This is a genomic window from Micromonospora sp. DT62 (genome assembly GCF_049847285.1).
GTDB lineage: Bacteria > Actinomycetota > Actinomycetes > Mycobacteriales > Micromonosporaceae > Micromonospora > Micromonospora reichwaldensis.
The window spans coordinates 1-20,819 of the sequence record NZ_JBNCOB010000020.1 but is presented as its reverse complement, the minus strand read 5'-3'; the positions used below and the strand labels follow the sequence as shown (position 1 = coordinate 20,819).

General features: G+C 72.7%; 18 protein-coding genes. 5 read left to right on the top strand and 13 right to left on the bottom strand.

Features of this window, described 5'->3' with window-relative positions:
- Window positions 1–15 precede the first annotated feature (15 nt).
- Entirely contained in the window at window positions 16–537 is a 522-nt protein-coding gene (locus tag ACPXCB_RS23300) for a PaaI family thioesterase (protein ID WP_425877667.1), read from the top strand.
- Window positions 538–627: 90 nt separating this feature from the next.
- Here ACPXCB_RS23300 and ACPXCB_RS23295 read toward each other — a convergent pair whose 3' ends face one another.
- The 3 genes from ACPXCB_RS23295 to ACPXCB_RS23285 form a co-directional block, all read right to left on the bottom strand.
- Entirely contained in the window at window positions 628–1,560 is a 933-nt protein-coding gene (locus ACPXCB_RS23295; protein ID WP_425877666.1) for an acyl-ACP desaturase, read from the bottom strand.
- A 69-nt stretch (window positions 1,561–1,629) separates the two neighbouring features.
- Window positions 1,630–2,958, bottom strand: coding sequence for a histidine--tRNA ligase (gene hisS / locus ACPXCB_RS23290; protein WP_425877665.1), 1,329 nt, complete (start codon window positions 2,956–2,958; stop codon window positions 1,630–1,632).
- Window positions 2,959–3,046: 88 nt separating this feature from the next.
- A complete protein-coding gene (locus tag ACPXCB_RS23285; protein WP_327027715.1) occupies window positions 3,047–3,763 on the bottom strand; it encodes an MBL fold metallo-hydrolase in 717 nt (238 codons plus the stop codon).
- 324 nt (window positions 3,764–4,087) lie between these two features.
- Here ACPXCB_RS23285 and ACPXCB_RS23280 point away from each other — a divergent pair, with 324 nt between their 5' ends.
- On the top strand, window positions 4,088–4,975 hold the full coding sequence (locus ACPXCB_RS23280) for a peptidylprolyl isomerase (protein ID WP_425877664.1): 888 nt from the start codon (window positions 4,088–4,090) through the stop codon (window positions 4,973–4,975).
- Window positions 4,976–5,040: 65 nt separating this feature from the next.
- Window positions 5,041–5,880, top strand: coding sequence for a peptidylprolyl isomerase (locus ACPXCB_RS23275; RefSeq protein ID WP_425877663.1), 840 nt, complete (start codon window positions 5,041–5,043; stop codon window positions 5,878–5,880).
- 128 nt (window positions 5,881–6,008) lie between these two features.
- On the opposite strand, the gene ACPXCB_RS23270 is transcribed toward ACPXCB_RS23275, so the two are convergent.
- From ACPXCB_RS23270 to ruvC, 8 genes are all read right to left on the bottom strand, one after another.
- On the bottom strand, window positions 6,009–8,522 hold the full coding sequence (locus ACPXCB_RS23270; protein ID WP_425877662.1) for a RelA/SpoT family protein: 2,514 nt from the start codon (window positions 8,520–8,522) through the stop codon (window positions 6,009–6,011).
- A gap of 170 nt (window positions 8,523–8,692) precedes the next feature.
- Window positions 8,693–9,259, bottom strand: a complete 567-nt coding sequence (locus tag ACPXCB_RS23265) for an adenine phosphoribosyltransferase (RefSeq protein ID WP_357580789.1) — start codon at window positions 9,257–9,259, stop codon at window positions 8,693–8,695.
- A 101-nt stretch (window positions 9,260–9,360) separates the two neighbouring features.
- A complete protein-coding gene (secF, locus tag ACPXCB_RS23260; protein WP_425877661.1) occupies window positions 9,361–10,554 on the bottom strand; it encodes a protein translocase subunit SecF in 1,194 nt (397 codons plus the stop codon).
- Window position 10,555: 1 nt separating this feature from the next.
- On the bottom strand, window positions 10,556–12,481 hold the full coding sequence (secD, locus tag ACPXCB_RS23255; RefSeq protein WP_425877660.1) for a protein translocase subunit SecD: 1,926 nt from the start codon (window positions 12,479–12,481) through the stop codon (window positions 10,556–10,558).
- 259 nt (window positions 12,482–12,740) lie between these two features.
- Window positions 12,741–13,085 (bottom strand): preprotein translocase subunit YajC, encoded by a 345-nt coding sequence (gene yajC, locus ACPXCB_RS23250; protein WP_425877659.1) that lies wholly within the window; start codon window positions 13,083–13,085, stop codon window positions 12,741–12,743.
- Between the two features lie 138 nt (window positions 13,086–13,223).
- A complete protein-coding gene (gene ruvB, locus ACPXCB_RS23245; RefSeq protein ID WP_425877658.1) occupies window positions 13,224–14,294 on the bottom strand; it encodes a Holliday junction branch migration DNA helicase RuvB in 1,071 nt (356 codons plus the stop codon).
- Window positions 14,291–14,893, bottom strand: a complete 603-nt coding sequence (gene ruvA, locus ACPXCB_RS23240; protein WP_425877657.1) for a Holliday junction branch migration protein RuvA — start codon at window positions 14,891–14,893, stop codon at window positions 14,291–14,293. Before ruvA ends, ruvB begins: the two co-directional genes overlap by 4 nt.
- Complete coding sequence (gene ruvC / locus ACPXCB_RS23235) at window positions 14,890–15,417, bottom strand: crossover junction endodeoxyribonuclease RuvC (protein ID WP_425877656.1); 528 nt, start codon at window positions 15,415–15,417, stop codon at window positions 14,890–14,892. The genes ruvA and ruvC overlap by 4 nt, the downstream gene beginning before the upstream one ends.
- A 211-nt stretch (window positions 15,418–15,628) precedes the next feature.
- Here ruvC and ACPXCB_RS23230 point away from each other — a divergent pair, with 211 nt between their 5' ends.
- Both ACPXCB_RS23230 and ACPXCB_RS23225 read left to right on the top strand, forming a co-directional pair.
- Window positions 15,629–16,411: a 3-hydroxybutyrate dehydrogenase gene (locus tag ACPXCB_RS23230; RefSeq protein ID WP_425877655.1), complete on the top strand. Its 783-nt coding sequence runs from the start codon at window positions 15,629–15,631 to the stop codon at window positions 16,409–16,411.
- Between the two features lie 14 nt (window positions 16,412–16,425).
- Window positions 16,426–18,345 carry a helix-turn-helix domain-containing protein gene (locus tag ACPXCB_RS23225; protein ID WP_425877654.1) on the top strand — a complete coding sequence of 640 codons (1,920 nt, stop codon included), beginning with the start codon at window positions 16,426–16,428 and terminating at the stop codon, window positions 18,343–18,345.
- Between the two features lie 39 nt (window positions 18,346–18,384).
- Here the strand turns inward: ACPXCB_RS23225 and ACPXCB_RS23220 are convergent, their stop codons facing one another.
- Entirely contained in the window at window positions 18,385–18,993 is a 609-nt protein-coding gene (locus tag ACPXCB_RS23220) for a TetR/AcrR family transcriptional regulator (protein WP_425877653.1), read from the bottom strand.
- Window positions 18,994–19,004: 11 nt separating this feature from the next.
- Window positions 19,005–20,573, bottom strand: a complete 1,569-nt coding sequence (locus ACPXCB_RS23215; protein WP_425877652.1) for an MFS transporter — start codon at window positions 20,571–20,573, stop codon at window positions 19,005–19,007.
- Window positions 20,574–20,819: the final 246 nt, after the last annotated feature.

The window sequence follows — 20,819 nt, the reverse complement described above, 5'->3', positions numbered from 1 at the left end:
TGCCAGGCTGGGTCCATGACGCAGACGCAGGATCCGGCGCGCAGCCGTACCTTCTCGTGGTCCGACCCGGGCATCAACGCCGCGCACGTCGGCCGGCGCGGCGGCCTGGAACTGCTCCGCGCGATGATCGCCGGCGAGCTGGCGGCGCCGCCCATCATGCACCTGGTCGACATGTCCCGGATGGAGGCCGACGAGGGGTGGGTGGCCGTCGAACTCGTCCCGCAGGAGTTCCACTACAACCCGCTGGGCACCGTGCACGGCGGGGTCATCTCCACCCTGCTGGACACCGCCGCGGCGTGCGCGGTGCACACCACCCTGCCGGCCGGGGTCGGCTACACCTCGCTGGACCTGAACGTGAAGTTCCTGCGTCCGGTCACCGTCGCGAGCGGCACGCTGCGCTGCGAGGGCACCGTCCTGCAGGGCGGTCGCCGCACGGCCCTGGCGGAGGCGAAGCTGCTCGACGCGAAGTCGCGCCTGGTCGCCCACGCCACCTCCACCTGCCTCCTCTTCCCCCTGGACCCCCCGCCCACCGAGTAGTCGATCATGCAGTTGTGGTGCCGGGACACTGGCGGTTCGCGGCTTCCATCCCCCGCCACAACTGCATGATCGACGAGGCGAGGGCGCGGGTCAGCGGGAGGCCAGGCGGGCGGCGCGGGCGTCGCGCTTCTCCTCGAAGCGGGAGGCGGCACGGTCCAGGTCGTCGAGGTGGGTGGCGATCTCGTCGCGGGCGGCCTCGCCGTCGGCGTCGAGCCCCGTCACGTTGAAGACGTCCCACTGGCGCAGCACCGGCGCCACCACCTCGTCGCGGTGCTGGCGCAGGTCGTAGATGCCGGCGAGGGCGATCGCCACGGACTTGCGGGCGAAGCCGTCGATGCCGTTGCCGGGCATCTGGAAGTCGGCCACCACGTCGGCGACCGCCCGCATCGCCTGGCTCGGCGCCAGCTCGAAGGCGGCGGCCAGCAGGTTGCGGTAGAAGACCATGTGCAGGTTCTCGTCGGCCGCGACCCGGGCCAGCAGCGCCTCGCAGGCCGGGTCGCCGGTGACCCGACCGGTGTTGCGGTGCGAGATCCGGGTGGCCAGTTCCTGGAACGAGACGTACGCCAGGGAGTGCAGCACCTCGTCGTCGTGGACGTTGGCGTAGCCGGCGGACATGTGCGTCATGCGGGCCCGCTCCAGCGCCACCGGGTCCACCGCCCGGGTGACGGTGAGGTAGTCGCGGATGGCGGTGCCGTGCCGGCCCTCCTCGGCGGTCCACCGGTGCACCCACGTGCCCCAGGCGCCGTCACGGCCGAACAGGGTGGCGATCTCGTGGTGGTACGAGGGCAGGTTGTCCTCGGTCAGCAGGTTGACGATCAGCGCGGTACGGGCCACGTCGGGGATCGTCGAGTCGCTCTCCGCCCACGCCTCGCCGCCCAGCGGCCCGTCGAAGGTGCGCCCCTCGCTCCACGGCACGTACTCGTGCGGGAACCACTCCTTGGCGACGGCCAGGTGCCGGTCGAGGTTCCTCTCGACGACGGGTGCCAGTTCGAGGAGCAGGGCGGTCTGGCTGAGTGCGGTCACGACGATCTCCCTACGGTGGCGTAACTTACGCCACCGTAGGTCCGATCGGGCGTACGCGCCAGTAATGTCTCAGCTGACCAGGGGCCTGAGGTCCGCCCGGGGCGGCGTCCACTCCCCCGCCGCGGCGGCGGTCTGCTCGCCGGAACGGATGTCCTTCACCTCGTCGGCCGCGCCGTCCACGCCGGGGAACCAGACGTACGGGATGCCCCGCCGCTCGGCGTAGCGGATCTGCTTGCCGAACTTCGCCGCGCTCGGCGACACCTCGGTCGGTACGCCCCGCGAGCGCAGCGCCTCGGCCACCCGGTTGCTGGCGCCGCGCTGCTCCTCGCCGGTCACCGCGACCAGGACGCAGGTCGGCACGTCCCGCGACACCGACAGCGCCCCGGCGCCGAAGAGCAGCCCGAGCAGCCGGGTCACGCCGATCGAGATGCCGACCCCCGGGAAGCGGGTGGCGCCGGCGCTGGCCAGGTTGTCGTACCGGCCGCCGGAGCAGATCGAGCCGAACCGCTCGTAGCCGATCAGCTGGGTCTCGTAGACCGTGCCCGTGTAGTAGTCCAGGCCCCGGGCGATGCGCAGGTCGGCCACGCAGAGCCCCGGCGAGTGCGCGGCGGCCGTCTCCACCACCCGGACCAGCTCCTCGACCCCCTCGTCGAGCATCGGGTCGCTGACGCCCAGCGCGCGGACGGCGTCGGCGAAGGAGGCGTCCGGGGCGGAGATCTCCGCCAGCGACAGGACCGCCTTGGCCTGCGCCTCGCTCGCCCCGGCCGTCTGCGCCAGCAACTCGGCCACCCTCGCCGGGCCGATCTTGTCGAGCTTGTCCACCGCCCGCAGGGCCGACTCCGGGTCGGTCAGCCCGATGCCCCGGTAGAAGCCCTCGCAGATCTTGCGGTTGTTGACCTGGATGCGCACCGGCGGGATCGGCAGCGAGCGCAGCGCGTCGCCGATCACCAGCGGCATCTCCGCCTCGTGGTGCGGGGCGAGAGTGTCGCGGTCGACGATGTCGATGTCGGCCTGGAGGAACTCGCGGTAGCGCCCCTCCTGCGGCCGCTCGCCCCGCCACACCTTCTGGATCTGGTAGCGGCGGAACGGGAACTGCAGCTTGCCGGCGTTCTCCAGCACGTAGCGGGCGAACGGCACGGTCAGGTCGAAGTGCAGGCCGAGCGCGTCGTCGCCGGTCGGGCCGTCCGCGTCGGCCTGGAGCCGCCGGATCAGGTAGACCTCCTTGGAGGTTTCCCCCTTGCGCAACAGCTGGTCCAGCGGCTCCACCGCGCGGGTCTCCAGCGGGGCGAAGCCGTACAGCTCGAAGGTGTCGCGGATCTTGTCGAGAACGTACTGCTCGATCATCCGCTGCGCGGGCGTCCACTCCGGGAAGCCGGAGATGGGCGTGGGCTTGCTCATGATGGCTCCGTTCACAGTCCCGCGTGCCAGCGCGGGCAAAGGCTCGGTGCGGCCGTCGCCGGCCGCGTGACAAAGCTCGTGCGGCCGGTCAGAGGCCGCGGGCGGGGGCCGCCGGTCGCGCGCCGCCACCCGCCACCTCGACGAGGTACGGGTTGGTCGCGCGCTCGCGGCCGATGGTGGTCGCGGGGCCGTGGCCGGGCAGCACGACGGTGTCGTCGGCCAGCGGGAGGATCTTGTCCCGGAGGCTGGTGACCATCCTCGTCATGCTGCCGCCCGGCAGGTCGGTGCGGCCGATGGAGCCGGCGAACAGGACGTCGCCCGAGAGGCAGAGCTGCTCCGCCTCCCACGACGAGCCGGCGGCCGGCAGTCGGAAGAGCACCGACCCGCCGGTATGGCCCGGGGCGTGGTCGACGGTGATCTCCAACCCGGCGAGGGCGAGCGTGGCGCCGTCGGTCAGCTCGGCGACGTCCTCCGGCTCGGTGTACGGCAGCCGCCCGCCGAAGAGCGAGCGGAGCTCCGCCGACAGCCCCTTGGCCGGGTCGGCGAGCATCTCCCGGTCGCCGGGGTGCACGTACGCGGTGATGCCGCGCGCGCCGCAGACCGGCGCCACCGAGAACGTGTGGTCGAGGTGGCCGTGGGTGAGCAGGACGGCGGCCGGGTGCAGCCGATGCTCGGCCAGCAGGGCGTCGAGCCGGTCGAGCACCCCGATGCCGGGGTCGACCACCACGCACTGCTCCCCCGGCGCGGCGGCGACCACGTAGCAGTTGGTGCCGAAGGCGTCCGCGGGAAAGCCGGCCACGAGCACGTCCGCTCCCCTTCCGTCGAGTCCGTTGCCTGTCAGCAGCCTAACGGGCGGGGCGAGGAGGTTCTGCGCGTGCGTCCCGGGGCGTCCCGCGTGGCGCCGATCGTGCCCGTCCCGGCCACCGCGTGCGGCGACGATCGCGTGCGTCCCGTGGGCTCCGCCGGGCGCAGTGACGCGTCCCGATAAACCCGGCCCGGACCTCGTACACCACTTTCCCAGCCGGTAGCCGTACACTCTGGCGGGCGTGTGGCGTGGCGCACCCGCCGCCGAACGGGCGCAGGACGCCCGACCACCGGTGACGACCAGGGTAGAGGAAGGGGAGCACGGGTGGCTTCCAGCAGGGACCGGCAGCGCAAACTGGCGCGCGCCAAGCTCGACCGGCAACTCGCCCGCCGGGCCTCGGCCGTCAAACGTCGTCGGCAGATCCAGGCCGGCGTCGGCGTCGCCGTCGTCCTCGCGCTGATCGTGGCCGGCTCGGCGTGGGCGCTCGGCGCCTTCGACGACGAGCCGAAGGAGAACACGGCCGCCGAGGACGTCTGCCTGTGGACGCCGCAGGACGCCACCGCGAACACCAACCTCAAGGACGTCGGCACCCCGGCCACCGAGGGACTGCCCACCGACGGCGTACGTCCGATGACGGTCACCACCAACCAGGGTGCGCCGATCACCGTCGAGCTGGACCTGGCCGGCGCCCCGTGCGCGGCGGCGAGCATCGCCCACCTGTCCAGCCGGTCGTTCTACGACAACACCAAGTGCCACGAGATCACCGCCGAGGGCGCGGTGCGCTGCGGCGACCCGAGCGGCACCGGGCTCGGCGGGCCCACCTACTCGTTCTACGACGAGAACGTGCCCACCAAGCCGTCACCGTCGGCCAGCCCCGCCGCCGGCCAGCCCGCGACGTACCCGAAGGGCACGGTCGCGATGATCGCCAACCCGCCGGGCGCCAACGGCAGCCAGTTCCTGCTGTTCTTCAAGGACTTCACCACGGCCGACCCGAAGTATCCGATCATCGGCCGGGTCACCGGTGGGATCGACGTGGTGGCGAAGATCGGTGCCAAGCCGACCGTGGACAATGGGACGGGGGCCAAGGTCAAGCCCAAGGACGACGACGTGGTCGTGCAGAGCCTGACCGTCGGTGAGCCCGTGGCGCAGGGGAACTCGGCGCCGGTGCCGTCCGCTTCGGGCGCTCCGGCGGCCAGCCCGAGCGCCGGCTGACCCGGCCGCCCCACCAATCTCAGCGGCACCGACCGCGCCACCCGACAGCCCAGGAGGATCCAGGCGTGACGTCCACCAGAGAGCGGCAGCGCGCGGCGGCGCGCGCCCGGCTCGAGAAGGAGATGGCCGAGCGCGCGGCCAGGGCCCGCAAGCGCCGGCAGACCCAGGCGATCGTGGGGGCCGCCTCGGTCCTGGTCCTCGTCGTGGCCGGCACGGTCTGGCTCGTCACCACCCTCGGCGGAGACGACGACAAGACCGACACCGCCGGCCCGGGTGCCGGCAACGTGCAGTGCGCCTGGACCGAGATCCCCACCGACCAGCGGTCCCCGCAGATCAAGGACGTCGGGGTGCCGCCCGTGCAGCAGTCGGCCACGGGCACCCAGACGATGACGATCGACACCAACCTGGGCCCGATCACCGCCACGATCGACCGGTCGGCGGTGCCCTGCACCGCGGGCAGCTTCACCCACCTGGCGGAGAAGAACTTCTTCGACAACAGCAAGTGCCACCGGCTGGTGACCGAGGGCATCAAGGTGCTCCAGTGCGGTGACCCCGGCGCGACGGGCAAGGGCTGGCGCCAGACCGACGGCACCGGCGGCCCGAGCTACCGGCTCGCCGAGGAGAACCTGCCCACCGACAAGCGGCCCCCGTACCCGGAGGGCGTGATCGCGATGGCCAACTCGGGCCAGCCGGGCAGCACGGGCAGCCAGTTCTTCATCGTCTACGGCGACTCGCCGCTGGACCCGAACTACACCGTCCTGGGCACCATCACCGGCGGCATGGACCTCGTGAAGCAGGTCGCGGCGGCGGGCGACGACAAGGCGTTCGCGAAGCAGGCCGGTGGCGGCCACCCGAAGAAGGAAGTCACCATCAACAAGCTCACCATGAGCGCCCCCCAGGGCTGACACACCCCAGCCGTACGACGAGCGCCCGCCGGCCCCGCCGGCGGGCGCTCGTCCGTTCCACCCGCACACCAGCGCCCCGGCTCGGTCGGTGCCGGGCCGGGGCGCTGGTGTGCGAGGGGTTGGCGGGGTCAGGCGCCGGAGGTGACGCGGTAGGCGTCGAAGACGCCGTCCACCTTGCGGACCGCCGCCAGCAGGTGGCCCAGGTGCTTCGGGTCCGCCATCTCGAAGCTGAACCGGCTCACCGCCACCCGGTCGCGCGTGGTGGTGACTGTGGCGGAGAGGATGTTCACCCGCTCCTCGGAGAGCACCCGGGTCACGTCGGCGAGCAGCTTGTGCCGGTCCAGCGCCTCAACCTGGATGGCGACCAGGAACGTCGACGCCGAGGTGAGCTTCCAGCTCACCTCGACCACCCGCTCGGCCTGCGCCCGCAGGTCCTCGGCGTTGGCGCAGTCGTCGCGGTGCACGCTCACCCCGCCGGAGCGGGTGACGAAGCCGAAGACCGAGTCCGGCGGCACCGGCGTGCAGCAGCGCGCCAGCTTGATCCACACGTCGCTGACCCCACGCACCACCACGCCCGGGTCGGCGCTGCTCTGCCGGCTGCGGGGCGGACGGGTGGCGACGGCGGTCTCGGCGATGTCCTCCGCCGCGCCCTCCTCGCCGCCGTACGCGGCCATCAGCTTCTGCACCACCGACTGGGCGGAGACCTGGCTGTCGCCGACGGCGGCGTAGAGGGAGGCCACGTCGGCCAGGTGCAGGTCCCGGGCGATCGCCATCAGCGCGTCGGAGGTGAGCATCCGCTGCAACGGCATGCCCTGCTTGCGCATCGCCTTGACGATCGCGTCCTTGCCGGCCTCGATCGCCTCCTCACGCCGCTCCTTGTTGAAGTACTGCCGGATCTTCGTCCGCGCCCGCGGGCTCTTGACGAAGCCCAGCCAGTCCTGCGTCGGGCCGGCCGTGTCGGACTTCGAGGTGAAGATCTCGATCACGTCGCCGTTGGACAGCGTCGACTCGAGGGGCACCAGCTTGCCGTTGACCCGCGCCCCGATGCACTTGTGGCCCACCTCGGTGTGCACCGCGTACGCGAAGTCCACCGGCGTGGAGCCGGTCGGCAGCGGGATGACGTCACCCTTCGGGGTGAAGACGTACACCTCCTGGCTGGACAGGTCGAAGCGCAGCGCGTCGAGGAACTCGCTCGGGTCGGCCGCCTCCCGCTGCCAGTCCAGCAGTTGACGCAGCCAGGTCATCTCGTCGATGTGCGCGGGCGGGCCGACGATCTGGGTGCCCTTGTGCTCCTTGTACTTCCAGTGCGCGGCGATGCCGAACTCGGCGGTGCGGTGCATCGCGTACGTGCGGATCTGCATCTCCACCGGCTTGCCGGTGGGCCCGATGACCGTCGTGTGCAGCGACTGGTACATGTTGAACTTGGGCATCGCGATGTAGTCCTTGAACCGGCCCGGCACCGGCTGCCAGTTGGCGTGGATCACGCCCAGCGCCGCGTAGCAGTCCCGCACCGTGTCGACCAGGATCCGCACCCCGACCAGGTCGTAGATGTCGTTGAAGTCGCGACCCCGCACGATCATCTTCTGGTAGATCGAGTAGAGGTGCTTCGGCCGCCCCGTGGTCTCCGCCTTGATCTTGGCGGCCTTCAGGTCGGTCTGCACCTTCTGCGTCACCTGGCGCAGCAGCGCCTCCCGCTGCGGCTGGTGCTCCCCGATGAGGCGGTTGATCTCCTCGTAGCGCTTCGGGAAGAGCGTGCCGAAGGCCAGGTCCTCCAGCTCCCACTTGATCGTGTTCATACCCAGCCGGTGGGCCAGCGGGGCCAGGATCTCCAGCGTCTCCTTCGCCTTCTGCTCCTGCTTCGGGCGGGGCAGGAAGGTGAGGGTACGCATGTTGTGCAGCCGGTCGGCCAGCTTGATCACCAGCACCCGCGGGTCCTTGGCCATCGCGACGACCATCTTGCGGATCGTCTCGGCCTTGGCCGCGTCGCCCAGCTTGACCTTGTCGAGCTTGGTCACCCCGTCGACCAGCAGCGCCACCTCGCCGCCGAAGTCGGCCCGCATCTGGTCGAGGGTGTATTCCGTGTCCTCGATCGTGTCGTGCAGGAGCGCGGCGACCAGGGTGGTGGTGTCCATGCCCAGGTTGGCCAGGATCGTGGCGACCGCGAGCGGGTGGGTGATGTAGGGGTCGCCCGACTTGCGGTACTGCCCGGAGTGCCAGCGGGCCGCCGTGTCGAAGGCGCGCTGGAGCAGCCGCGCGTCCGCCTTGGGGTGGGCGTCCCGGTGGGTCGAGATCAGCGGCTCCAGCACCTCGCTGACCTGCGAGGACTGCCAGGGCGCGTTGAACCGCGCCAACCGCGCCCGGACCCTGCGGCCGGTGGGCGCGGTGGAGAGCGCAAAACCGGCGCTCGGCATGTGGTCGCCGACGACCTCGGCGGGGAACGGAAGCAGGACCCCCTCGGGCGCCGCGCCCGCGCCGTCGGCCGTGGCCGCCGGCGTGTCGGGGCGTACGGGCTCGGCCGGGACGGTCACGCCGGGGCCCGCCTCCGGGGCCTGCGCGTCACCGTTGGTTGCGGTCGCCGCGCCGTCCGCGTCGCCTGTCGGGTACACCGTGCCCTCCACCGGAGGGGCGACATCGTGGGACACCGGCCTCCTCACCGCTCGCCGGGAAGTCACCGACCGTGCGCCGGCCGGCCTGGTCTCGCGCCGCCCGGACGGGTTCCGCCCGGTCAGCAAAGGGCAATGCTACCCGCACGCACGGTGCCCCGCCGCTCCGCCGGACGGTCCGCACCGGGTCCGCCCGACGGTCGGCGGGGTCAAACGGTCAACAGGGCATGCACCGGGCGCGGGGCCAGCCGCTCCCGGCCGCCGAGGAAAGCGAGCTCCAGCAGGACGGTGAAGCCGGCCACGGTCCCGCCGGCCCGCTCCACCAGGTCCAGCGTCGCCTCGGCGGTGCCGCCGGTGGCCAGCACGTCGTCGACCACCAGCACCCGGTGCCCGGCCGTGAAGGCGTCCTCGTGCACCTCCAGCGTGGCCTCGCCGTACTCCAGTGCGTAGGAGGCCGAGTAGGCCGGACGGGGCAGCTTGCCGGCCTTGCGCACCGGCACCACGCCGACCCCGGTCGCGTACGCGATGGCGGCAGCGACCACGAACCCGCGCGCCTCGATGCCGACGACAGCGTCGAACGACTCCCGCCCGTGGTACGCGACGATCCCGTCGATCACCTGACGGAACGTGTCGCCGTCGGCGAACAGCGGCATCAGGTCCTTGAACATGACGCCGGGCTTCGGGAAGTCGGGCACGTCGAGCACCCGGCTGGCGACCAGCGCGGCGGTGGCCGGGCCGCTGTCTCCCCGCACCCCGGTGCTGTGGGTCTCCGTCACGGCAGTTCCGCTCCCCTTCACGACGACGGCGTCCTGCATGCTGCTCGCACAGCATGAAGGACGCCGTCGGATCGGTTCCTACCGGGTCTGCCCGGCCCGGCTCAGCGCCGCTTGCCGCCACCCGGCCGGTTGCCACCGCCGCCGGCGGGTCGGCCGCTCCGGGCGCCGGTCGGGCGCTTCCCGGCCGGTCGGGCGCCCACCCGCGGTGCCGCGCCGGCCAGCGCGGCCGACTCCGGGTCGACCGGCTCGTCGTCGGACTCGTCGGTACGCGGGGCGGTGCCCTTGCCGGTGACCTCGCCCCGGGCGATCGCACCCCGGCGGGACAGTACCCGCTTGTTGTGCGCCTGGATGCGCGGGTCGTAGTTCTTGAGCAGCACCAGCAGCGGCGTGGCCAGCAGGATCGAGGTCAGGAACGCCATCGCCATACCGACGAAGAGCACGAGGCCGAGGTCCTTCAGGGTGCCCGCGCCGAGCAGGCCGGCACCGATGAAGAGCAGACCGCCGACCGGCAGCAGCGCGACCACCGAGGTGTTCAGCGACCGCATGAGGCTCTGGTTGATCGCCAGGTTGGCGGCCTCGCCGTACGTCTGGTTGTTGTTGGCGGTGATGCCGCGGGTGTTCTCCTGCACCTTGTCGAAGACCACCACCACGTCGTAGAGCGCGAAGCCCAGGATCGTGAGGAAGCCGATGACCGTCGACGGGGTGACCTCGAAGCCGACCAGCGAGTAGATGCCGGCGGTGAGGACCAGGTTCATGATCAGCGAGGCGACGGCCGCGACCGCCATCCGCCACTCGAAGCGCAGGATCAGGTAGACCATCACCACCGCGATGAAGATGACCAGACCGAGCAGCGCCCGGGAGGTGACCTGGCTGCCCCACGCCTCGCTGACCTGGTTGCCGCTGATGGTGGCGGCGTCGATGCCGAACTCCCGGGCGATCTCGTCCTTGACGGCGTTGGCCTGCTCGGCGTCGAGCTGGGTGGTGCGCACCTCGTAGAAGTCGCCGCCGGTGCCGCCGACCTTCTGCGTGGTGACGACGTGGGCGCCGTCGCCGGCCGTGCCGAGGGCCTCTTCCACCTTCAACTCGGTCTGCTCCAGCGTGCCGACGCTGGCCGGGATCTGGAACGAGTTGCCGCCGGCGAACTCGATGCCGAGGCTGAAGCCGCGCAGCCCGAAGCTGAGCGCCGACAGCAGGACCAGCGCGAGCGCGACGCCGAACCAGACCTTGCGCCGGCCGATGACGTCGAGGCCGGCCTCACCGCGGTAGAGGCGGCTCGCGAGACCACTCTTTGCCATCTCAGGCCTCCTTCACGCGCGGGTTGCGGGGCTTGGCCGGCTCGGTCGTCCGGGGCGGGAGTGCCCGGCCGAGGCCGCTGACCCGCGGGGACAGGAACGCGGAGGTGCGGGCGAACATCGTCATGATCGGGTGCCGGAAAAGGAAGACCACGACGAGGTCCAGCACCGTGGCCAGGCCGAGGGCGAAGGCGAAGCCCTTCACCGTGCCGACCGAGACCACGTAGAGCACCACCGCCGACATCAGCGTGATCGCGTTGGCCGAGATGATCGTGCGGCGGGCCCGGATCCAGGCACGCGGCACCGCGCTGCGCGGGCTGCGCCCGTCGCGGATCTCGTCCTTGAGCCGCTCGAAGTAGATGACGAACGAGTCCGCCGCCACACCTAGTGACACGATCATGCCGGCGATGCCGGCGAGGGTGAGGGTGAAGCCGATCTGCCGGCCGAGCACCACCAGCGCGCCGAAGACCAGCAGCGCCGAGAGGATCAGGCTCAGGAAGATGACGGAGCCGAGCAGGCGGTAGTAGAAGAACGAGTAGATGATGACCAGCGCCATGCCGATGCCCGCCGCGAGCAGACCCGCCCGCAGGTGGCTGGCACCCAGGGTGGCGGTGACGTTCTGCTGCTCCTGCGCCTCGAAGGTCACCGGCAGCGCGCCGTAGCGGAGCTGACCGGCCAGGGCGCTGGCGTCCTTCTGGTTGAAGTTGCCGGTGATCTGCGAGTTGCCCGTCAGCACGCCCTGGATCTCGGGCGAGGAGACGATCTCGTTGTCGAGCACGACGGCGACGCGGCACTTGCCGTCCTGGCCGAGGGCGGTGGCGTCACATGCCTGGCCCGTGTTGTTGAACGCCTCGCGGGTCAGGTTGGTCCACTTGTCCTGGCCGGCGTTGGTGAAGTCGAGGCTGACCACCCACTGGCTGGTCTGGTCCAGCACCGCGCTGGCGCCCTCGACGTCGGTGCCCAGCACCTTCGCCTGGTCGAGCAGGTACTTCGCGGCGCCGTCCTCGCAGGCCACCGCCTGCTGGTCCGCGGCGGAGATCGACGCCGGCGGGCGCTTGTCGAGCTGGGCGCAGCTGATCTGCGGCACGTTGAACTGCACCGCCGCCGGCAGCACCGCGACCTCGCGCGGGTCGAGAGCCGCGAACGGCTTGAGCTTCTCCGCCAGCGACGGGTCGGCTGCCAGGTCGGCCGGGGCCTGCAGGCCGGTCGCGGCGGCCCAGGCGGCGGCGCCGACCTTCTGCTCGACGGCCTTGCGCTGCTCCTCGATGCTCTGCGGCACGGGCTCGCCGCTGGCGCTCGGCGCCGGGGTCGCGGCCGAGGGGGTGGCGCTCGGCGCGGCCGACGCGCTGGCGCTCGGGGCCGGGGCCATGCCGCCCTGACCGCCGCTGGGCGACGCGGTCGCCTTCGGCGCGGCGCTGCCCGACGGGGCGGCGCTGCCCGAGGGCTTCGCGCTGCCCGACGGGGCCGGGGCCGCGCTGCCGGACGGGGCCGGGGTGGCGGCGGGCGGCGGTGCGGTGGCCGCGCCGCTGCCGTCGGCGGCCTTGAGCACCTTGCGGAAGCGCAGCTCGGCGGCGCTGCCCACCTCGGTCAGGTCGCGGTTCTCACCGGGCAGGGAGATCACGATGTTGCGGTTGCCCTCGGTGACCACCTCGGCCTCGGCGACGCCGAAGGCGTTGACGCGGCTCTCGATGATCTGGCGGGCCTCTTCGAGGTTCTCCGCCGTGGGGGGCCGGCCGTCGACGCTGTTGGTCGCCTCCAGCGTCAGCCGGGTGCCGCCGACGAGGTCCAGGCCGAGCTTGGGCTCGAGCCGGTCCTTCAACCCGCCGCTGGCACCGCCCGCGAAGAACACCAAAAGATAGAGGACGACGAAGATGAGCCCGAGCACGGCCAGTTGCCGTCCGGGCCGCATCTGTCCCTGAGGTGGTGCCACGGCTGTCCTGTCTCCCTGTACGGTCGCGCCGCTGGTGCGGCGGGTGTCGGCCGGTCCGGCCGGCGGGTCCGACGGGCCGGCGTCGGAGGCCGGCATCCGGCTCCGGGGCTCGGCGCGGGGGCGCCGGGCGGAACGGGACGAGCCGGCTTCCGGCGTCGGGCCCAACTATCCAGTTTTCACGTCGACTCCGCTGCCCCGTCGGGGAAAGTCGTCACCGGAGCCCGGCGACCACCACCCCCGCGTGGGGCGGGAGCGACCGTCATTCCTTGACGACGTCCGCGTCCTCGGCGACCGGCTCGTCGGCCGGGCGCTCGGCCTGGCTGACCACCCGGGCGATGGCCGGACGGGCGTAGCGGGTCTGCACACCGGGCGCGACCTCGAGCAGGACGGTGTCGTCGTCCACGCCGGTGACCGTGCCGTAGAGGCCACCGATGGTGACCACCTCGTCGCCGGGCGCGAGGGCGGACTGCATGGACTGCGCCTCACGGCGGCGCTTCTGCTGGGGGCGGATCATCATGAAGTACATGACGCCGAAGAGCAGAGCGATCATGAGGATCGGCGTCAGGCTGCCGGCACCCCCGCCGCCCTCTGCTGCGTAAAGCACGGTGAAAGACCTTCCCATTGGCCCCCGACCCGGCGCGGGCGCGCCGGAGCGGAAGCGGATTCTCACGTCCTGTACAGACCGGCGCGAGTCTAATCCCTGCACCTGGGAACGCCGAATGCGGCACAGATCACGTTCACATCACGGCTGATCGGCATCCGTCGAGAACAGATCGGGCACCGCAGGAGCATTCGTGCCAAATGTACCATTCGGGGGCGTACGGCCCAGGTGCCGCCAGGCGGCCTCGGTGGCGACCCGGCCGCGCGGCGTACGGGCCAGCAGGCCGGCCCGGACCAGGAACGGCTCGCAGACCTCCTCCACCGTGTCCGGCTGCTCACCCACCGCCACGGCCAGCGTGGACAGGCCGACCGGCCCGCCCCGGAACGAGTCGACAAGCGCGGTCAGCACCGCCCGGTCCAGCCGGTCCAGGCCCAGCGCGTCGACGTCGTACACCTTGAGGGCGGCCCGGGCGGTCTCCAGGGTGACCACGCCGTCGGCCCGGACCTCGGCGAAGTCGCGGACCCGGCGCAGCAGGCGGTTGGCGATCCGGGGGGTGCCCCGGGAGCGGCCGGCGACCTCGGCGGCGCCGTCGTCGGTGATCGGCACGCCGAGGATCCGGGCCGAGCGGCGCAGCAGCACCTCCAGGTCGGCCGGCGAGTAGAAGTCGAGGTGCGCGACGAAGCCGAACCGGTCGCGCATCGGCCCGGTGAGCAGGCCGGAGCGGGTGGTCGCGCCGACCAGGGTGAACGGCTCGACGTCCAGCGGGATCGCCGTCGCGCCCGGACCCTTGCCGACGATCACGTCGACCCGGAAGTCCTCCATCGCGCTGTAGAGCAACTCCTCGGCCGGCTTGGCGATCCGGTGGATCTCGTCGATGAAGAGCACGTCGCCCTCGGCGAGGCTGGTCAGGATCGCCGCCAGGTCGCCCGAGCGCTCGATCGCCGGGCCGCTGGTCACCCGGATGCCCGAGCCCAGCTCGGCGGCGACGATGTTGGCCAGGGTCGTCTTACCAAGGCCAGGGGGCCCTGAGAGGAGGATGTGATCGGGCGGGGAGCCGCGCCGCATCGCGCCCTGCAGCAGCAGGTCGAGCTGGTCGCGGACCCGGTGCTGGGCGATGAACTCCTCCAGCCGCTTCGGCCGGACCGTGGCCTCCGCGTCGAGGTCGGCGTCGTGCACGTAGGCGGAGACCAGCCCGCCGTCGGGCCCCGTCACCGGGTGCGGCCCAGCAGCCGGATGGCCTGCTTGAGCAGGACCGGCACCGGCGGCACGGCACCGTCGATGGTCTCCGCCACCGCGGCCACCGCCTGGTCGGCCTGCCCGGCCGTCCAGCCGAGCCCGACCAGCGCCTGCCGGACCTGCTCGGGCCAGGCGCCGCCGGTGACCCCGGCCGCGCCGTCGGCACCGACCGGCACCGGGCCGATGCGGTCGCGCAACTCCAGGACCAGGCGCTCCGCGCCCTTCTTGCCGATGCCGGGCACCCGGGTCAGCGCGGCGGTGTCGGCGTTGGCGATCGCCTTGCGCACCGCGTCGGGGGTGTGCACGGCGAGCACGGCCTGGGCCAGCCGGGGGCCGACACCGCTGGCGGTCTGGAGCAGCTCGAACAGCTGCTTGGCGTCGTCGTCGGCGAAGCCGTAGAGGGTGAGCGAGTCCTCCCGGACGACCAGGCTGGTGGCCAGCCGGGCGGGCTGGCCGACCCGCAGGTCGGCGAGGGTGCCCGGGGCGCACTGCACCGCCAGGCCCACCCCGCCGACCTCCACCACGGCGTGGTCCGGACCGGTCGCGGTCACCACCCCGCGCACGCTGGCGATCATCTGGCTCCTCCTCGTCGTACCCGGTCGGCCGCGGCGGCCAGCTTGGAACGCGTCCCGCCACGCCACACGTGACAGATGGCCAGGGCCAGGGCGTCGGCGGCGTCGGCCGGCCTCGGCGGCTCGGCCAGCCGCAGCAGCCGGGTGACCATGGCGGTCATCTGCGCCTTGTCGGCCTGGCCGGAACCGGTCACGGCCGCCTTCACCTCGCTGGGCGTGTAGGTCTGCACGGGCAGCCCGGCGCGGGCGCCGGCGAGCACGGCGATCCCACTGGCCTGGGCGGTGCCCATCACGGTGCGGACGTTGTGCTGGCTGAAGACCCGCTCGACGGCGACGCTGTCGGGCCGGTGCTCGGCGACCAGGTCGGCGAGCGAACGGTCCAGGTGCAGCAGGCGCAGCGCCAGGTCGTCGTCCGGATCGGTGTGGACGACGTAGTAGGCGATCAGCGTGCAGGGGCGCCCCGGCACACCCTCGACCACGCCGACCCCGCACCGGGTCAGCCCCGGGTCGACGCCCAGCACCCGCACGCCGCCTCCTCCCCCAGCCGCCAGCGAGATACCAACCGCCAGCAGTACGTGTGTTCGACACCCTACCGAGCCGGGCGACACCCCGCCGCCGGGGACACGCCGGGTGCGCCGACACGCCGCGCGGGGCGCGCGGTGGCCACACATGCCGGGCGGTGAGTATGTGTCGCCGGCCCATGTGCGCCCGGACACACAGCTCGTAACTTCATGCGCCATGACGGCAGAACCCGTGGCGGTGCCCCACGTCGTACACGTCGACCTCGCTGGTCGTACCGCCCTGGTGACCGGGGGCGGCAGCGGCATCGGCCGCGCCTGCGCCCTGCGGCTCGGGGCCGCCGGCGCGAAGGTCCTGGTGGTGGACCGCAACATCGAGGCGGCCAAGGCGGTGGCGACGGAGGCCGGCGGGCGGGCCGAGGGCGTGGACCTGGCCGATCCGGACGCGGTGGACCGGCTCGACGCCGACGTGGACATCGTGGTGAACAACGCGGGCCTGCAGCACGTGGCGCCGGTGCAGGAGTTCTCCCCCGAACGCTTCGCCCACCTGCACCGGGTGATGGTGGAGGCGCCGTTCCTGATCATCCGCCGGGCGCTGCCGCACATGTACGCCAAGGGCTGGGGGCGGATCGTGAACATCTCCTCGGTGCACGGGCTGCGCGCCTCGCCGTACAAGTCCGCGTACGTCTCCGCCAAGCACGCGCTGGAGGGGCTGTCGAAGGTGGTCGCCCTGGAGGGCGCCCCGCACGGCGTGACCGCCAACTGCATCAACCCGGCGTACGTGCGGACGGCGCTGGTGGAGAGCCAGATCGCCGACCAGGCCGCCAGCCACGGCATCCCCGAGAGCGAGGTGGTCGAGAAGATCATGTTGGCGCGGGCGGCGATCAAGCGGCTGATCGAGCCGGAGGAGGTGTCCGAACTCGTGGCGTACCTCTGCTCGCCGCCGGCGGCGTTCATCACGGGCGCGTCCATCGCGCTCGACGGGGGCTGGACGGCGAACTAGTGGCAAGCCGCACAATGTCGGTCATGTCGTCACCGGTGGAGTTCCTGGAGCTGCTCGCCCGCGAGGCCGTCGCGGTGGAGTTCGAGGGGCCGCTCGTCGCCGCGCGCGCCGCCGGGCTGCCGCCCGCGCGGCTCGCCGAGCTGGAGCAGGCCAAGACGGTGGCGCTGCGGGTCCGCGCGCTGCTGGAACGCCGCCGCCGCCGGGAGGTCGAGCTCTCCGGGCTGTACGACACGGTCAGCGACCTGGCCGGGCTGCGCGACCTCGACGACGTGCTGCGCGCGATCGTGCACCGGGCGCGCAACCTGCTCGGCGCGGACGTGGCCTACATGACCCTCGACGACGAGGAACGCGGCGACACGTACATGCGGGTCACCGACGGTTCGGTCTCCGCCCGCTTCCAGCAGCTGCGGCTGCCGATGGGCGCGGGCCTCGGCGGCCTGGTGGCCCAGTCCGGCGCCCCGTACGTCACCGCGAACTACCCGGAGGACGACCGCTTCCACCACACCGGCGAGATCGACGCCGGCGTGGGCGAGGAGGGCCTGGTGGCCATCCTCGGGGTGCCGCTGCGGCTCGGCTCGACCTCGATCGGGGTGCTCTACGCGGCCAACCGCTCGGCCCGGCCGTTCGTCCGCGAGGAGGTGGCGCTCCTGGTCTCCCTCGCCGCGCACGCGGCGGTGGCGATCGACACCGCGCGGCTGCTCGCGGAGACGCAGGCGGCGCTGGAGGAGCTGTCGGCGGCCAACACCACCATCCGGGCGCACAGCAGCTCCGTGGAGCGGGCGGCGGCGGCGCACGACCGGATGACCGCGCTGGTGCTGCGCGGGGGCGGCGTGGAGGACGTCGCCGCCGCGGTCACCGACGTGCTCGGCGGGGCGCTGCTGGCGCTCGACGCGGAGGGCCGGCTGCTGGCCCGGGTCGGCGAGATCGAGGAGCCGGACCGGGCGGACATGGTGGAGGCGGTTGCCGCGTCGCGTACGGAGGGCCGCAGCGTGCGCCGGGGCCGGCTCTGGTACGCCGCCGTGGTGGCCGGGGCGGAGAACATGGGCGCGCTGGTGCTGCGTCCCGACGACGAACTGGTCGACGCCGACCAGCGGATCCTGGAGCGGGCGTCGCTGGTGACGGCGCTGCTGCTGCTGTTCCGGCGTACCGTCGCGGAGGCGGAGGGGCGGGTCCGGGGCGAGCTGCTCGACGACCTGATCGCCCGGCCGCTGCGGGACACGGACGCGCTGCGCAGCCGGGCCCGCCGGCTCGGGGTGGACCTGGACGCCCCGCACGTGCTCGTGGCGGTCGGCGACGACGCCATCGCCGCCACCGGCTCGGCCCGGCAGCGGGTGCTCTCCTGGGCCACCACGTACGCCTCGACCCGGGGCGGGCTGGCGGCCGCCCGCGACGGGCGGGTGGTGCTGATGCTGCCCGGGCAGGACGCGGGCGGCAGCGCCCGGGCGGTGGCCCGGGACCTGTCCCGGGTGACCGGCCGGCCGGTGACCGCCGGGTCGAGCGGCCCGTCGGCGGGGCCGGCGTCGCTGGCCGCGACGTTCGCCGAGGCGGAGCGGTGCCTGACCGCCCTGGGTGCGTTGGGCCGCTCGGGGCAGGGGGCGAGCACGGCCGAGCTGGGCTTCGTCGGGCTGCTGCTGGGCGCGGTCGGCGACGGGGGCGACAAGGACGTCAACCGGTTCCTGACCGCCACCGTCGGGCCGGTCGTCGACTACGACGCCCGGCGGGGCACCGCGCTGGTGCGGACCCTGGAGGCGTACTTCGGGGTGGGCGGCAGCCTGGCCCGGGCCGCCGAGCTGCTGCACGTGCACGTCAACACGGTCACCCAGCGGCTGGAACGGGTCGGGCAGCTGCTCGGCGCGGACTGGCAGAAGCCGGAGCGGGCGCTGGAGGTGCAGCTGGCCCTGCGCCTGCACCGCCTGCGTACGCCCGCCGCCTGACCGCCGCCCGCACCAGGGCCGGGGCGCGCGTAGGTCTGTTCAGCGGGCGCGGATGCCGTCCAGGACGCCGTCGACGATGCGCTGCGGCAGGGTGGCCTCGTCGAGGTCGGGGTGCCAGCGCATGACGCGCTGCACCAGCATCGGGCCGGTCAGCATCGCCATGACCACCTCGACGTCGAGATCCGCGCGCAGCTCGCCGGAGCGCATCCCGCGCCGCAGCACCTCGCGCATCATCTCCCGCCGCGGCTCGATGATGTTCTGGTAGAGCTGGTACTGCTCGGGGCTGCGGTTGACCTCCGGCACCAGGCAGGGCATGATCCGCGCCGCCCGCGGGTCGATGTGGTTACCGACCGCGCCGACCAGCAGGATCAGGTCGTCGCGGACCGAGTGGCCGGCGGGCTCGGGCGGAGTGCCCTTGAGCGTACGCAGGGCGTCGCGCAGCAGCGCGTCCTTGCCCGGCCAGCGGCGGTAGATGGTGGCCTTGCCGACGCCGGCGCGGGCGGCGATCGCCTCGATCGAGATCGCCTCGATCGTGCTGCCGTCGGCGAGCAGGTCGAGGGCGGCATCGACGATCGCCTCGTCCGCGCGGACGCTCCTCGGCCGCCCGGGCGGCCGAGGAGCGTCGGCGGTGGAAGTCATGTCGGACATTGTTCCCGAAGCTAGGCGGTCCCGGCCAACTCGGGTTCCCCCACCGGCGCCGGCCTCCCCGCCGCCTCGGCGGAGCGGCCGGGCATCCAGCGCAGCACCACGAGGATGCCGAGCGCGGCGATCGCGGCGGCGATACCCGCCGCCCAGTGCATCGCGGCCAGGAAGGCGTCGTCGGCGACCGCGATCAGCTGCGGCGCCGCCGGCCCGAGCTGACCCGCCGCGGCGTACGCGCCGGAGATGGACTCGCCGGCCGCCTCGCGCGCCCCGGCGGGCAGGTCCCGCAGCGCGGGGTCGACGTCGGCACGGTAGACCGCGGAGAGCACCGACCCGAGCACGGCCACGCCGAGCGCGCCGGCCACCTGCCGGACCGTGTTGCTGACCGCCGAGCCGACGCCGGCCTTCTCCCGGGGCAGCGCGGACATGATGGACTCCGTGGCCGGCGGCATGATGTTGGCCATCCCGGTGCCCTGGAGGAAGAAGACGACCAGCACCACCCAGATCGGGGTGGTCGCGTCGACGAACGCGAACGCACCGAGCGCGACCACGGTCAGCGTCAGCCCGACCGCCGCGACGGCCCTGCCGCCGTACCGGCGGACCATCGCCGCGCTGGCCGGGGCGAAGATGAGCTGGGCCGCCGCGAAGGGCAGGAAGAGCAGGCCGGTCTCCAGTGGGCTGTAGCCGCGCACCAGTTGCAGGTAGAACGAGGTGAAGAACATGACGCCCATCGCGGCGAAGAAGATCAGCCCGACGATGGCCACGGGCGCGGCGAAGCGCGGCACCCGAAACAGCCGCACGTCCAGCGACGGGTGGTCGCTGCGCCGCTCGTACGCGACGAACCAGGCCAGCACCGCCAGGCCGCCGAGGATCGCGACCCAGACCAGCGGGCGGCCGAAGCCGTGCTCGCCGCCGTCGATGATGCCGTAGGTCAACGCGACGAGCCCCACCACCGACAGCAGCACGCCGGCGACGTCGACGCGGCCCGGATCCGGATCCCGCGACTCCGGCACGAGCAGCGCCACCAGCACCACGCCGAGCACCACCACCGGCACGTTGATCAGGAAGACCGAGCCCCACCAGTAGTGCTCCAGCAGCGCACCGCCGAGGATCGGGCCGATGGCCACGGCCAGGCCGACCGCGCCGGCCCAGACGCCGATCGCCCGGCCCCGCTCGCGGGGGTCGAAGACGTTGGAGATGATCGAGAGCGTGACCGGCATGATGGCCGCGCCACCCACACCCATCAGCGCGCGGGCCGCGACGAGTTGCGCGGGGCTCTGCGCGTACGCCGACAGCAGCGACGCCAGCCCGAAGAGCACCAGGCCGATCAGCAGGAAGCGCTTACGCCCGACGCGGTCACCGAGCACGCCGAAGGTGAACAGCAGGCCGGCGAAGACCAGCGTGTAGGAGTTGATGGACCACTCCAGCTCGCCCTGACTCGCGCCGAGGCCGTGCACCGGGTCGGCGAGGGTCCGCAGCGCGACGTTGAGGATCGTGTTGTCCAGGACGACCACGAGCAGGCTGATCACCAGCACCCCGAGGATCGCCCACCTCCTCGGGTGTCCCGTGTGCTCGTGCGGTGGCATCTTCGCGTTCTCCCCCCGACCCCATTTCGATACGGGCCAGACTCGTAATTCGGCGGTGTCAGCGTAGGCGGGTGATTATCGATACGGAACCGGTTCGTATCTTATGTGGCGGCGGTCACTCCTGTCCTCTTCCCGGGTGCTGCTCCGGCTGCTCGGGGTGGTTGGGGCCTTAGGGCCTGTGTCGAAGTCGGTTACAGCCACTCGTTGATCGCGGCGATGTGCACGGTGGCTTCGTAGCGGACGGCG

Bases quoted from the DNA above. Each gene is read 5' to 3' on its own strand.
- ACPXCB_RS23300 (WP_425877667.1), top strand. From the start codon at position 16: ATGACGCAGACGCAGGATCCGGCGCGCAGCCGTACCTTCTCGTGGTCC.
- hisS (WP_425877665.1), bottom strand. From the start codon at position 2,958: ATGAGCAAGCCCACGCCCATCTCCGGCTTCCCGGAGTGGACGCCCGCG.
- secF (WP_425877661.1), bottom strand. From the start codon at position 10,554: ATGGCAAAGAGTGGTCTCGCGAGCCGCCTCTACCGCGGTGAGGCCGGC.
- ruvA (WP_425877657.1), bottom strand. From the start codon at position 14,893: ATGATCGCCAGCGTGCGCGGGGTGGTGACCGCGACCGGTCCGGACCAC.
- ACPXCB_RS23230 (WP_425877655.1), top strand. From the start codon at position 15,629: ATGACGGCAGAACCCGTGGCGGTGCCCCACGTCGTACACGTCGACCTC.
- ACPXCB_RS23225 (WP_425877654.1), top strand. From the start codon at position 16,426: ATGTCGGTCATGTCGTCACCGGTGGAGTTCCTGGAGCTGCTCGCCCGC.
- ACPXCB_RS23220 (WP_425877653.1), bottom strand. From the start codon at position 18,993: ATGTCCGACATGACTTCCACCGCCGACGCTCCTCGGCCGCCCGGGCGG.
- ACPXCB_RS23215 (WP_425877652.1), bottom strand. From the start codon at position 20,573: ATGCCACCGCACGAGCACACGGGACACCCGAGGAGGTGGGCGATCCTC.